13 protein-coding genes are annotated in these 12,633 nt (G+C 64.3%); 9 read left to right on the forward strand and 4 right to left on the reverse strand.

The window, feature by feature from the left end; genetic code table 11:
• The first annotated feature begins 85 nt into the window (after positions 1 to 85).
• From uraH to ACNKU3_RS01170, 8 genes are all read left to right on the forward strand, one after another.
• Complete coding sequence (gene uraH / locus ACNKU3_RS01135) at positions 86 to 415, forward strand: hydroxyisourate hydrolase (RefSeq protein ID WP_418257563.1); 330 nt, start codon at positions 86 to 88, stop codon at positions 413 to 415.
• Positions 416 to 1,699 (forward strand): guanine deaminase, encoded by a 1,284-nt coding sequence (gene guaD, locus ACNKU3_RS01140; RefSeq protein ID WP_418257564.1) that lies wholly within the window; start codon positions 416 to 418, stop codon positions 1,697 to 1,699.
• Complete coding sequence (locus tag ACNKU3_RS01145) at positions 1,696 to 2,907, forward strand: urate hydroxylase PuuD (RefSeq protein ID WP_418257565.1); 1,212 nt, start codon at positions 1,696 to 1,698, stop codon at positions 2,905 to 2,907. The genes guaD and ACNKU3_RS01145 overlap by 4 nt, the downstream gene beginning before the upstream one ends.
• 13 nt (positions 2,908 to 2,920) lie before the next feature.
• The gene (locus ACNKU3_RS01150) at positions 2,921 to 3,838 is read left to right on the forward strand and encodes an isopenicillin N synthase family dioxygenase (RefSeq protein ID WP_418257566.1); all 918 of its coding nucleotides are present in this window, start codon (positions 2,921 to 2,923) and stop codon (positions 3,836 to 3,838) included.
• 110 nt (positions 3,839 to 3,948) lie between these two features.
• A complete protein-coding gene (locus ACNKU3_RS01155; protein WP_418257567.1) occupies positions 3,949 to 4,365 on the forward strand; it encodes a GNAT family acetyltransferase in 417 nt (138 codons plus the stop codon).
• 180 nt (positions 4,366 to 4,545) lie between these two features.
• Complete coding sequence (locus ACNKU3_RS01160; RefSeq protein WP_418257568.1) at positions 4,546 to 4,857, forward strand: pyrimidine/purine nucleoside phosphorylase; 312 nt, start codon at positions 4,546 to 4,548, stop codon at positions 4,855 to 4,857.
• A 45-nt stretch (positions 4,858 to 4,902) separates the two neighbouring features.
• Positions 4,903 to 5,214, forward strand: a complete 312-nt coding sequence (locus ACNKU3_RS01165) for an antibiotic biosynthesis monooxygenase family protein (RefSeq protein WP_418257569.1) — start codon at positions 4,903 to 4,905, stop codon at positions 5,212 to 5,214.
• A gap of 52 nt (positions 5,215 to 5,266) precedes the next feature.
• Positions 5,267 to 5,656 carry a VanZ family protein gene (locus ACNKU3_RS01170; RefSeq protein ID WP_418257570.1) on the forward strand — a complete coding sequence of 130 codons (390 nt, stop codon included), beginning with the start codon at positions 5,267 to 5,269 and terminating at the stop codon, positions 5,654 to 5,656.
• Between the two features lie 80 nt (positions 5,657 to 5,736).
• Here ACNKU3_RS01170 and ACNKU3_RS01175 read toward each other — a convergent pair whose 3' ends face one another.
• From ACNKU3_RS01175 to ACNKU3_RS01185, 3 genes are read right to left on the reverse strand one after another with little or no spacing between them, the layout of a single operon-like run.
• Positions 5,737 to 7,131 (reverse strand): amidohydrolase family protein, encoded by a 1,395-nt coding sequence (locus ACNKU3_RS01175; protein ID WP_418257571.1) that lies wholly within the window; start codon positions 7,129 to 7,131, stop codon positions 5,737 to 5,739.
• Positions 7,132 to 7,144: 13 nt separating this feature from the next.
• A complete protein-coding gene (locus tag ACNKU3_RS01180; protein WP_418257572.1) occupies positions 7,145 to 8,260 on the reverse strand; it encodes a HupE/UreJ family protein in 1,116 nt (371 codons plus the stop codon).
• A 4-nt stretch (positions 8,261 to 8,264) separates the two neighbouring features.
• Positions 8,265 to 10,166, reverse strand: a complete 1,902-nt coding sequence (locus tag ACNKU3_RS01185; RefSeq protein ID WP_418257573.1) for an adenine deaminase — start codon at positions 10,164 to 10,166, stop codon at positions 8,265 to 8,267.
• Positions 10,167 to 10,506: 340 nt separating this feature from the next.
• On the opposite strand from ACNKU3_RS01185, the gene ACNKU3_RS01190 reads away from it, so the two are divergent.
• The gene (locus ACNKU3_RS01190; RefSeq protein ID WP_418257574.1) at positions 10,507 to 11,088 is read left to right on the forward strand and encodes a phosphoribosyltransferase; all 582 of its coding nucleotides are present in this window, start codon (positions 10,507 to 10,509) and stop codon (positions 11,086 to 11,088) included.
• A gap of 60 nt (positions 11,089 to 11,148) precedes the next feature.
• Here ACNKU3_RS01190 and ACNKU3_RS01195 read toward each other — a convergent pair whose 3' ends face one another.
• A complete protein-coding gene (locus ACNKU3_RS01195) occupies positions 11,149 to 12,624 on the reverse strand; it encodes an amidohydrolase family protein (protein WP_418257575.1) in 1,476 nt (491 codons plus the stop codon).
• Positions 12,625 to 12,633 lie beyond the last annotated feature (9 nt).

Here is a 12,633-nt window from a genome sequence, read left to right on the forward strand (position 1 = left end):
CAGCCGTGTGCGCAGAGCAACTGCCGCGAGTGGATAGCAGCAGCCATGAGCGGAGAACAACAGCTTTGAGCGGAGAACAACAGCCATGAGCAAAGGCATTTCCACCCACGTCCTCGACCTCGAAAGCGGCACTCCGGGGGCCGGCATCGCGGTCACCCTGGGGCAGGGCGACAGTCCGATTGCACAGGCGATCACCGATACCGATGGCCGCGTCGCCGACTGGGGCGAGGCGCTGCAACTCGGTGCCGGGGATTACTGGCTGCGTTTCGATACCGGCAGCTGGCGCGCCGCCGCGGGCAAGTCGGGTTTCCACCCGCAGATCGTCATCCACTTTACCGTCCCGGACCCGACGGCACACTATCACGTACCCGTGCTGCTCAGTCCCTTCGGTTACTCGACCTACAGGGGCAGCTGAATGGCCAGCGGAAGCCTGCGCGGTCGCATCCTGCGCTGTGCCGATACCCCGGGCGCCGGTGGCGTCGAGTATTTCGAGGACGCGGTACTGAGCTTCGCCGATGGCCGGGTTACAGCCCTGTTGCCGACAGCAGAAGCGCGGGCCGGCGGCATGGATGTCGAGGCGCTTGAGCACCTTGGCGAACGCCTGATCGTTCCCGGGTTTATCGATACCCATGTACACGCGCCGCAGCTGGGCATTATCGGCTCCTACGGTGAGCAATTGATGGCGTGGCTGGAGCGCTATACCTTCCCCGCCGAATCGCGTTTTGCCGACGAGGACTTTGCCGCCGCCGCCATGGCGGAATTCCTCGATGAACTCCTGCGCCACGGCACCACCAGCGCGCTGGTGTTCTCGACCAGCCACGAAGCCGCCACCAACCTGCTGTTCACGGCGGCACGCGAACGCGGTATGCGCCTGGTCGCGGGCAAGGTCCTGATGGACCGCAACGCGCCGGCGGCGCTGCTGGATACGGCGCTGGGCGGAGAAGCGGCGTCGCAGCGCCTGATCCGGCGCTGGCATGGCACCGGCCGGCTCGCCTACGCGGTCACCCCGCGCTTTTCCATCACCAGCACCGAGGACCAGCTGGCGGCCGCGGGGCGGCTGCTGCGCGACCACCCCGGGGTATACCTGCAAACCCACCTCGCCGAGAACCCCGGCGAGATTGCCGCGGTTGGTGAACTGTTTCCCGACGCCCTGCATTACCTGGATACCTACGACCGCCACGGCCTGTGTGGCGAGCGCTCTTTTTTCGCCCACTGCGTACACCTGCAGGAGGCGGAGCGCGAGCGCCTGGCCGCGACCGGCTCGCGGGTCTCCCTGTGCCCCAGTTCCAACATGTTTCTCGGCAGCGGCCTCTACGACTGGGCGCAGCTGCAGCGCGACGGGGTCTGTATCAGCCTGGGGTCCGATGTCGGCGCGGGCACCAGTTTGTCGATGTTGCGCACCCTGGGCGACGCCTACCGGGTTTGCCAGTTGCAGGGCATGTCCCTGTCGCCGATGGACGGTTTTTACGCGCTGACCCTGGGCAACGCGCGGGCGCTCGGCCTCGAGGGCCAGGTCGGCAGCCTCGGTGTAGGCAGTGAGGCGGATTTCCTCGTGCTGGATAGCGCGGGCGACCCGAAGGTGCGCCAGCGCATGCGCGATGTAAACAGTATTGAAGAGGAGTGGTTTGTCTACATGATGTTGGGCGACGAGCGATTGGTTGCACAGACCTGGATAGCGGGTCGAGAGGTACGCGGGTGATAGCGACATTGTGGGATTTGCTGGAACTCACCCTGCGGTGGTTGCACGTGATAACCGGGGTCGCCTGGATCGGCGCCTCGTTCTATTTCATCTGGCTGGATAACAGCCTGCAGGATCCGCCCGAATGGAAAGCGCAGCAGGGCGTCAAGGGCGACCTCTGGGCTTTCCATGGCGGCGGAATTTACGAAGTGGCGAAATACCGCTCGGCGCCGGCGCAAATGCCCGGGCACCTGCACTGGTTCTACTGGGAGGCCTACTCCACCTGGATCACCGGGATGGCCCTGTTGATGGTGCTGTATTACTTCCAGGCCGACACCTACCTGGTCGCCGCGGACGGCCTGGTGCGGCAACCGTGGGCCGCGGTGGCGACGAGCCTGGCCTATATCCTCTCCGGCGTGGTGGTCTACGAACTGCTGCTGCGCTCGGGTATCAGCGGGCGAATTCCGCTGCTGCTGGGCGTGGCCCTGCTGCTGGCCCTGGTTTACAGCTACCTGGCGCACATGCTGTTCTCCGCGCGGGCGGCCTACCTGCACGTGGGCATCCTCATCGCCACGATCATGGTCGCCAACGTGTTCATAGGGATTATTCCTCCCCAGCGGGCCATGGTGCGCGCACTGGAGGCTGGCAGGGAGCCGGATGCGGCGGCGATGGGTCGGGCCAAATTGCGTTCCACCCACAACAATTACCTGACCCTGCCAGTGCTGTTCTGCATGGTGTCCAACCACTACCCGGTGCTCTACGGCCACCGTTTCGCGTGGCTGTTGCTGGTCTATATCATTTTCGTCGCCGCCGCGGCGCGGCAGTATTTCAACCTGCGCCACAAGGGCATCCACCGCCCCCTGATACTGGTCACCTGTGCCGCCCTGTATATCCTGCTGGCGCTGGGCGTCGCCTGGGACAGCCGCCCTGCGCTGGCCGCCGGTGCTCCCCGGGTGAGTGATGCCGAGGCGCTGGCGGTCGCCGCCGAACATTGTGCGGGATGCCACTCGGCACAGCCCAGCCAGCCCGGTTTTGTCGCTCCGCCAGCGGGTATCGTGCTGGAGAGCGCAGCTGACTTCCACAGTTACGCCAATCGCGCTCTGGTGGCGGTGTCGAGCCAGTACATGCCGCTGGGCAACCTGACCGGCATGGAGACGCAGGAGCGCGAGTTGCTGTTGAACTGGCTGCGGCAGATGAGCGCCGGGGGCGCTGTTTCTTCCAACGATTAATCCGAGGTAAACCATGCAGATTCCGGTAATCGATTTTTCCAGCTACGACGAGGACAATCCGCAGGCGCTGCGCGACCTGGCCACCCGGGTGAACGCAGCGCTGACCGGCATTGGTTTTATGTCGCTGGAAAATATCGGTATTGATATGGCGCTGCGCGACCGCGTGTTTGCCGCGTCAAAGGCATTCTTTGCCCAGGAGGACGCGGAAAAGCGCAAGCTGGGCTATTCCAGCGCCGAGGAAAATTTCGGCTATCAGGGGGTGTGTGAGGAGAGCCTGGAGCCGGGCCATCCACCGGACCTCAAGGAAGCGCTCACCCTGCGCAACCTGCCGTCGCGAATGGACTACCCCTGGCCGGACAGCGACTTTCGCGATCTCCTGATGGCCTTTTACCAGGATTGTATGGCCGCGGCCTACCGGGTCATGCGGGTTTTCGCGACAGACCTCGACGTGCCGCTGGATTATTTTGTCAGGGTACATACCGGTACCAACGTTACCATGCGCCTGCTGCACTACCCGCCGCTGTCCGCCGCGACCGATGGCCAGCTCGGCGCCGGCGCCCACACCGATTACGGGATGATCACCCTGTTGTTCCAGGACCAGGTAGGTGGCCTCGAGGTGTGCGACCGCGACGGTACCTGGCAGGCGGTGGAGCCGATTCCCGGCGCCGTCGTTATCAACGTGGGTGACCTGACCGAGCGCTGGACCAACAACCGCTATCGCTCAAGCCAGCACCGGGTGCAGCCCCGGGGCGGGTTCGGCGACCGCTATTCCATAGCCCTGTTTGTCGACCCGGACCCGGAAACCCTGGTGGAATGCCTGGCCAGCTGTACCGGAGCGGACAATCCGCCGCAGTACGCCCCGACCTCCGCCGGTGAGCACATCCTGCAGAAAATCCAGGCGACCCACGCCAAACCCCGGGCGGCAACCTGATGCCTGGTCGCGGGTAATAAACCACGCCGGGCTGGTGCCAGGCCGGCGCAGGCTGCCATAATCCTGCGGCTTGAGGTTACCGCCAGTCTGGCGCTTGCGCAGGGTTCATCATGAAAATCAGGCCGTTCGAAGAACCGGACCGGCAGGGCGTCATTGCCCTGTGGCAGGAGTGCGGGCTGGTGGTGCCACAGAACGACCCGGACAGGGATATCGATCGAAAACAGCAGGTCGATCCCGGGCTGTTTCTGGTGGGCATCGTCGACCGGGATATCGTCGCGTCAGTCATGGGGGGCTATGAGGGGCATCGCGGCTGGATCAACTACCTTGCGGTAAGGCCGACGCACCAGCGCAGCGGCCACGGCCGCTCGATCATGCGCGCCGTGGAGCGCCTGCTCGAACTCCGGGGCTGTCCCAAGATCAATCTCCAGGTCCGCGCCACCAATACCGTGGTCCTGCGCTTTTACGAAGCGCTCGGTTACCGCCCCGATGAGGTAGTCAGCCTGGGCAAACGCCTGGAATTCGATTGATACAGCTGGCTGGTCGTGGTTTTCCTGTCATTCGGCAGGACCAAAGGCCGCTCTTTCGGTATCCCGGCACACGTCCGGCACCGCATAACCCACTGTTTCGCCCGCCGGCAAAACCGGTATACTTCGTCGCCGTTTGCGCGGCTCGCGCACGGCCCCAACCAGTTTTCGGAGATACCAGGCATGTCAGTTTTCAGCGACGTAACAGTCACCAGGGAAGCAAATATCTACTTTGACGGCAAAGTGACCAGCCGCACTGTGACATTTGCCGATGGTACGGTGAAAACCCTCGGTATCATGCTGCCCGGCGAATACGAGTTCGGCACTGAAGCCAAGGAACTGATGGAAATCCTCGCCGGCGACCTCGAGATTCAATTGCCCGGTGAGGACTGGAAAAAAGTGTCAGCCGGAGAGTCATTCGAGGTGCCGGCAAACTCCAGTTTCAAACTGCAAATCTTCCAGGTGACGGATTACTGCTGCAGCTATCTGGCCTGATCGCAGCCATCGCCGGCCAGTCCGCGCGGGCGGAGTGAATCACCAGTGTATGCGGTTATTTTCAGGGCTGAACTGAACCACCCGGACCCGGACTATCCGCAGGTGGCCGCGCATCTTCGGGAACTGGCGATCAGCCGCTATGGCTGCCTGGATTTCATCTCGACGGTTGAGGAAAATCTGGAGATTGCCATATCCTATTGGCCCGGCCTCGATAACATCCAGGCCTGGAGAGAAGACCCCGAGCACCGCATGGCGCAGGAACGCGGAAAGGCTTCCTGGTACAGGTCCTGGCAGGTGCAGGTTGTCGAGGTGGTCAGGGATTATGGTTCCGGGGAACCCCGGCAAAAGGAATTGTGATCATGGTGCGTATTTCCGTTTCGGGTCGCCGCGGGATTTTACAGGCATTGCCGTGCAATCCGCTCTACTGTTTCCGGTGCCACCCGCGGGGTGGCTGGCAGTGATCGTCCTTGCCGCCAGGATCAGTTTTATCCTCTACACGCTGCTCATCGCGTATCTGTCACTGCGCCCGATGGACAGCATCAGTCTCGGATCCTGGGACAAGCTCTATCACTTCCTCGCCTACGGGCTGTTCGCCGTGCTCGGCTACTACCTGTCGAAGGAGCGGCAATACTACCTTCACATCTGCCTCGCTATCATTGTCTACAGTGCACTGATCGAGGTAGCGCAGTCTTTCGTTCCGGGTCGCATGATGTCATTTGGCGATCTCGTGGCGAATACTGCGGGCGTCGCCATCGGCGGCTTCCTGGTCACCAGGCTGGCCCGCTTCAGGTTCTCCTGAGGGCTATTCACGGGAGCTGATCGGCAGCGCGGCGGGGCTCCGGGGATTGCTGTCCCGCAGCGGAGCCGTTACCGGTGTTGTCAGCGCAATGGGCCGAGCACAGCGCCCAGGCGGCTATTGAAAACTTCATCCGCTGTGTGGCGCAGCAGTCCCTCGTCGAGGCCCGGAAACTCCCCGTTGCGCCACACGATGCGGCCGTTGATCACGGTCATTGCCGCGGGGCCGGAGAAGCCGACCTTCGCGGGCAGGCTGGTCAGGCCCGCCGCCGCGCCGGCATATTCCAGTCCATTCAGGTCCGCACAGAAAAAATCCGCCGCCTTACCCACGGCCAGTTCCCCGATGTCCCGGCGGCCCAGGCAGGTGGCGCCTCCGCTGCTGGCCATGCGCAGGTAGTCGTAGGGTTGGGGCGCCGGCAGCGGGTTGTTGCGGGCGTTGAGGCACTGCAGGAGGTAGGCCAGGCGAATACATTCGGCGAGGTTGGAGCTATCGTTGGAGGCCTGGCCGTCCACGCCGAGTCCCACGCGCAGTCCCGTGTCGATCATCGCCGGCAGGTTGGTGATCTCGGCACCCACCAGGAACACCGGGGCGGGGCAGTGGGACAGCCCGGTGTCGCTGGCGGACAGGCGCTTGATTTCCTCGGGCGTGAATTCCCAGCCGTGGGCCAGCCACACGTCCGGCCCGATAAAATCGTTTTTCTCGCACCAGTCGAGGCTGCGCATGCCGTGGCGCTGCAGCATCGTGGCGTTTTCCCCCTCGGCGAGGTGGGTATGCAGTTGCACGCCGTGGCGGCGGGCCAGGGCGGCGGCTTCGGGAAAGGTTTCCGGGAGCGAGTTCACCGGTTGGCAGGGGGCGATCACAACCTGCGTCATCGAGCCCGCGGCAGGATCGTGCCAGGCCTCGATCAGGCGCTCGCAGTCGGCGAGGAATGCGTCGGTCGTCTCGCGCATGGCGTCGGGAATGGTGCTGCCCTGGTCGAGGGGCAGCGTGTTGCAGCCGCGCCCCGCGTGGAAGCGCACGCCGAGCAGGGCCGCGGCCTCGAACTGGCGGTCCACTACCCGGCTGCCCATGTTGCTGTTGAAGTTGTACTGGTGGTCGAAGGCGGTGGTGCAACCGTGTTTGACCAGGTCCGCCAGGCTCACCAGCGAGGCCTGGTAGATGCACTCCTCGTCGAGGCGGGCGAAGAGCGGGTAGATGGTATCCAGCCACTGCATCAGGGTCAGGTTGGTCCAGTCCAGTCCCGGCAGGTTGCGCACAGCCGCCTGGAAAAAGTGGTGATGGGTATTCACCAGGCCGGGGTAGGCGACCAGGCCGCTGCAGTCCACCTCCTCGATGGCGCTGTCGCGCGCCAGGGCGGGGCCGATGGCGCTGATCCGGCCGCCCTCCACCAGGATGTCGACAGCGCTGGCAACCGTGCCGGCGGCGTCGCCGGTGACGAGATGGTCCAGCTTGCGGAACAGTGTGCGTTGGGTGTCCATCATCACCTCCGGGCTAGAGACTGGCCAGTCGCTGCACCAGCCAGACCGACGATACCAGTGCAACCGCGACTGCGACAGGCCGCTGGACCCGGGCCGGGTACCACTGGCGCCCGCGGCACCAGGCCAGGCACAGCCAGAGTCCGGCGAGGAAGATGACCTGGCCGATTTCGACGCCGGCGTTGAAGGTCAGCAGGGTCCACAGGAACTGGTTGTCTTCCAGCGGCAGGCTGCGCAGCGCACTGGCGAAGCCCAGCCCGTGGAGCAGGCCAAAGCCGGTGATCAGGCCGAGGCTGGCGTGGGCGTGGCGCCCGAGCAGGACGCAGACCGCCAGCCAGAGGATGGATGCCGCGATCAGTGATTCCACGATACCCGCCGGTACTTCCACCAGCCGGTAGGCGGCCAGGGCGAGGGTCAGGCTGTGTGCCAGGGTAAAGGCGGAGACGAACAGCAGCAGCTGCTTCCAGCTCCTGGCCAGCAGGAACAGGCAGACCAGGAACAGCAGGTGGTCCACCCCGCCGGGCAGGATGTGCACGATGCCCACGCCGAGATTGTGCAGTACGTCGAAGGATGGCGCTTCGCCCGGCGTCACCGCCGGGTTCACGAGGGGCAGGAAGGGCGGGCTGCTCTGGTTGGCCACCAGCAGTCGCGACTGCTTGCGCTCGCCGCCGCTGGCGACCAGGCTCAGGGCGATGGGCTCCTCGAAGGCGAAGCGGGAGCGGAAACTCACGCTCATTGGCTGTGCCGGGTCGACCCTGCCGCGCAGGGTGATCGCCGTCATCGGCCACATCACCGGGCTCTCGAAATCCGCCAGCGCCAGGCCGCGGGGCGGCTCGACCGCCGTGGTTTCCAGGTTGATCAGCTTGCTGCCCTGGCGCACCTCCACCGCGTCGCCCAGTGTCTGCCACTGCGCCCGCAGGGATTTTTCCGCCAGCGGCTGTTGCAGCAGGCTCAGTTCGTAATAGGCCTGCGCACTGCCGCTGGCGCGCAGCAGGTCCAGCGACAGCTCGAGGGTAAACTCGCCACCGTCATCGATCGTGCCGTTGGCCTTGGTCATGTTGAGCAGGTGGGCGCTGGCGGGTAGTGCGACGCAGAGCAGCCCGCCCAGCAGCCAGGTGAGGATCGCGCGCATCGGCTTACCAGACCACCGCGTGGGTTTCGCCGGTGGTGACATTGACGAAACCACCCGGATTGCCCTCGTAGGGCGCCACCAGTTGCCATTTCCAGGGCGTGGCAGTCAGGAAGGCGAAGCGCATGCGCTCGGGCAGCCCCGGCGCGCCGATCCACTCCATCTCGTCCGCCGCGGCAAACAGCGCCTCCATCTCGGCGCCCACTTCCGCCACCGGGCGGGAGGTCATGAGGCCGGCGATATCCAGCTCGACCCTGGCCACCACCTTGCCTTCCTTCACCAGCGCCCAGCCGCCGTGCATCTCGGCTACGGTCTGTACCGCGAGGGCCATGGCCGCGTCGTCATTGCCCACGGTCCAGATATTGTGGATGTCGTGCATCTGCGAACTGGCGAGTGCGGAACCGGGAGTCAGCGGGCCGACATTGCGCCAGAACATCTTCGAGACACCGCCGTTGCCGCGGTAGCGGTCGACCACCGCCACCTTGCTGATCCCGCGTTGCATGTCCGGCAGCACCAGGCCGTCGCTCACCGGCAGGGTGTCGTGGATAAAGTCCGGGGCGAAGTAGAAGGGCTCCATCAGCGCCACGTTGACCGAGTCACGCCCCGCCGGCGCCGCGATGGCGAAATCCTTTGCCGTGATCTCGCGGCCGATATCGATCGTGTTGCGGGCCCAGCCCGGGTAGTCGATTTTCGGAATCGGCAGCAGGTATTCGGTGCCTTTGCCCGCCAGTTTACCGTTGGCCACCACCCGGGTAATCGCCACCGTCTCCGGATTGTCGAGCAACACCACATCCGCGTAACGCCCCGGGGCGATGGAGCCCACCAGGTGGTCGATACGGAAATGCCGCGCCGTGTTGTAGCTGCCCATCTGGTAGGCGATTGCCACCGGCACGCCCGCCTCGATGGCGGTGCGGATGTTGTAGTCCATCGAACCCAACTGGGTCGTGGCCGCCACGTCGCGGTCATCCGTAGTGACCGAGATATTGCTCCAGTCGCTGATGCCTTCCGCCAGCAGTTTCGGGAACAGGATCGGCATGGCGCCCGTGCGCACCTCGAGGAACACCCCGCTGCGCAACTTGGCCAGGCCTTCCTCCGCCAGCCGCACCTCGTGGTCCGAACTCAAACCCGCCGCAGCAAACGCATTGATCTCGTTGACGTCCGTCATGCCGCTGCCGTGGCCTTCCACCACGCCGCGAAAATCCCAGGTAGCCTGGATCATCTCCCAGATGCGCTGGTTGCCCGGCGCGTCGCGGTTGCTGACCGCCGGCCAGTCCATCACCTCGCCCAGCGCCACCACCCGCAAATCCTCCCTGAGGAAATCGCGCATCGCGCCGTAGCCGTAATAGCCGCCACCCTGCTCGTAAACCGTAGGCGGCGTCGCCGAACCGATCGCCGGGAAAATCTTCAGCGGGCTACCGGCATCCTCCGCCGCCAACCAGAAATCCACATTGTGCTCGCCCACCACGTTGGACAGCTCGTGCGAACCCTCCACCGTCCAGGTATTGCCCCGCGGAATCACCAGCGCCGCCTCATACTCCGGCGTCAGGTAACTGCTCTCGATATGCTTGTGCGACTCGCCGAAACCCGGCACCGCCCACTCACCGCTGGCATCCAGCGTCTGCTTCGCCTTGCCCGGCCATGTCCCGGAGGCGCCGGTCCAGGCGATACGCTCGCCGCGAATCACGATGTCCTGGTTCTCCAGCCAGCTGCCGGTGAACACGTTGAGCACCGTCGGCCCCTTGATCAGCAGGTCCGCCTCCTCGCGGCCCAGAGCGGTCTGCACCAGGTCCTGGCGGGCCTGTACCTCGGTGGAGAGCTTGATTTCGCCGGCGGGGACATCGGCGTGTGTCAGGCTTGCACACAGGCTGGTTATTAAGGCGAAGAATGGAAGTCGCTGTGATTGCTGCATAGTCGTGTACCTGAATTCAATAGCGTTTCAATTTCGTATCAGACAGAGCGAGATTGTTTTGGCGTAGTCGGGGCGCAGAGTGCAGATAGCCGGTATTCCCTGCTGGAACCGTGAGGCGACATGGATGTCGCCGACCGAGCCTGCACAAGGATGTGCGCTTTTTGGCGTGTTCCAGCAGGGGATACCGGTTAGCTGTGCTCGCCACCAAATCTGCATCGTTGGTCTCGATTGACTCCCTGCCAAGCGTGTTTACGTTACACTTACTCCTCACAGGTCCAGCCGGATGGCGGACTGAGATAACGATCGACGACGCATACCAAGCCGCAACCGGAGCCTGCCCGTGAACAAGATATTCCTCACCGCCGACGACCTCCTGCACGATTCCTACCGGCTCGCCCAGCTGGTCTACGAAAGCGGTTTCCGGCCCAACTTCATCATCGGCGTCTGGCGCGGCGGCGCCCCCGTCGGCATCGCCGTGCAGGAATTCCTCGATTACATCGGCGTCAAGACCGACCATATCGCCATCCGCACCTCCAGCTACACCGGCATCAACCAGCAGGAAAAAACCGTGCGCGTGCACGGCCTGCACTACATCATCGATAACGTGAACGCCGAGGACAAAGTGTTGCTGGTGGACGACGTGTTCGATTCCGGCCGCAGCCTGCGCGCCACCCTGGCCGAGCTGAAGGACAAGTGCCGGCGCAACCTGCCCGCGACCATCCGCATCGCCTGCCCCTGGTACAAGCCGAACAAGAATGTCACCGATATCCGGCCGGACTACTACGTCCATGAGACCGACGACTGGCTGGTGTTTCCTCACGAGCTGAAAGGCCTCACGCTGGACGAAATCTGCGCCGGCAAGGGGCGCGTCGCCGACCCGCTCGCACAGTGCCTCCGCAACGCGCGCGGCAATGCGGACTGAACATGCGGTGATGCGAGTCGCGGGCACCGCAGCGGAGCCCCGGTAAGCGCGCGGGGCACTTCAGTTGCCCGCCGCAGCCACTTTTTCCAGGTCGCCAGCCGCCGCCTCCGCGCGAATACGGTCGGTGCGCTGGTCGATCTCCCGGCGGATTTCCGCCTCGTCGTAGGTGAGCAGGTCGGTGCCGTTCACCACCTGTTCACCGCCCACCCAGACTTCCTTCAGGTTGCGCAGGCTGGCTGCCAGTACGTAGGTCGCCAGCGGTTCATAGACCGGTCCGGTGTCCGGGCTGCGCGGATCGACCACGAGGAAATCCGCAAATTTGCCCACCTCGAGGCTGCCCACCTTGTCCTCGATGTTGAGTACCTTCGCGCTGTCGAGGGTGTGCAGGTAGAGCATGTCCTGGATCGACAGGGCGCTCGCCTTCTTGTGCAGGCCGCGCATGGTGTAGAGGCCGATACGCAGGTTCTGGAAGGGGTCGGAGACGTCGGTGCAGGACTGGTCGTCGAGACCCACCGCCACCGGGATGCCGAGCTCGCGGTAGCGTACGACATCGGCGATGCCGTCGGCGAGGCGACCGTTGGAAGTGGGCTGCCAGCTCATCCGCGCTCCGCTCTCCACCACCCGGTCGAGGATGGCGTCGTTGACGTGGATAAAGTGGCCGAAGATGAAATCCGGGCCCAGGGCGCCGGCATCGTCGTACCAGGCGAACTTGGCCTGCTGTTCGGGCACCGCGTTGGGGCTTTCCAGGAAGTGGCTCTGGTTCATTACCCCGAATTCGCGCATGGCGCGCACTTCCAGTTTGGCGGTGCGGTCGGTGGGCATGAACTGCTGCTGGCCGGAGATGGCGTCGGCCAGGTACTGCGGGTCATCGTGCAGGCCTTCCTTTTTCGCCCAGTCCAGCAGGTCGCCGAAGCGGCCGATAATGTCGTCGTCACTGCCAATTTCCGAGAGCCAGGGACTGTTGATAAAGCGCATCCCCGAATCCAGCTTGGCCCTGATCTGGTTCTCCTCGAAAGGACCGGGTTTCTGGGTGGGCGCCCCCTGGGGCTGGCTGGGGTCGTCGGTCAGTTCTTCCAGCACGCCGGGGTAGGTGAAATCGTAGGCGGTGGTGATACCGTTGCGCAGGAAATCCACGGAGCCGTGCAGGGTGAACCAGTAGATGTCATCGGCGGTGGTGTGGCGCAGGTAGTAGTCCCAGGCGCGGAACCAGCCATAGAGGTTGACGTCGTGGCCCAGGCCGCGCAGCGGGCTCATGTAGATGTGGCTGTGGGCGGAGATAAACCCGGGGGCGACCATCTTCCCGCCCATGTCGCGTACCACCGGTGCGCTGATCTCCGCCGGCGGCTTGCCCGCACCGATGGCCATGATCCTGCCGTCGTCACCCACCTGCATGTAGCCGCTGAAGGCATCGGGCTGGTCGGGGTCGACGGTGATCAGGGTGGCGTTGGTCAGCAGCAGTTGCGGCGCGGCGGCCGCTGCCAGTGCGGGTGCGCCGATAAGGGCGCTGGCGACCAGGGCGGCAAGTACTTTTTTCATGGGTAAAAC

The sequence above is a fragment of the Haliea sp. E17 genome, from assembly GCF_048323675.1.
GTDB lineage: Bacteria > Pseudomonadota > Gammaproteobacteria > Pseudomonadales > Halieaceae > Mangrovimicrobium.

Coding starts and splice junctions, on each gene's coding strand:
- uraH (WP_418257563.1), top strand. CDS start 86: ATGAGCAAAGGCATTTCCACCCACGTCCTCGACCTCGAAAGCGGCACT.
- guaD (WP_418257564.1), top strand. CDS start 416: ATGGCCAGCGGAAGCCTGCGCGGTCGCATCCTGCGCTGTGCCGATACC.
- ACNKU3_RS01150 (WP_418257566.1), top strand. CDS start 2,921: ATGCAGATTCCGGTAATCGATTTTTCCAGCTACGACGAGGACAATCCG.
- ACNKU3_RS01155 (WP_418257567.1), top strand. CDS start 3,949: ATGAAAATCAGGCCGTTCGAAGAACCGGACCGGCAGGGCGTCATTGCC.
- ACNKU3_RS01160 (WP_418257568.1), top strand. CDS start 4,546: ATGTCAGTTTTCAGCGACGTAACAGTCACCAGGGAAGCAAATATCTAC.
- ACNKU3_RS01175 (WP_418257571.1), bottom strand. CDS start 7,131: ATGGACACCCAACGCACACTGTTCCGCAAGCTGGACCATCTCGTCACC.
- ACNKU3_RS01180 (WP_418257572.1), bottom strand. CDS start 8,260: ATGCGCGCGATCCTCACCTGGCTGCTGGGCGGGCTGCTCTGCGTCGCA.
- ACNKU3_RS01185 (WP_418257573.1), bottom strand. CDS start 10,166: ATGCAGCAATCACAGCGACTTCCATTCTTCGCCTTAATAACCAGCCTG.
- ACNKU3_RS01195 (WP_418257575.1), bottom strand. CDS start 12,624: ATGAAAAAAGTACTTGCCGCCCTGGTCGCCAGCGCCCTTATCGGCGCA.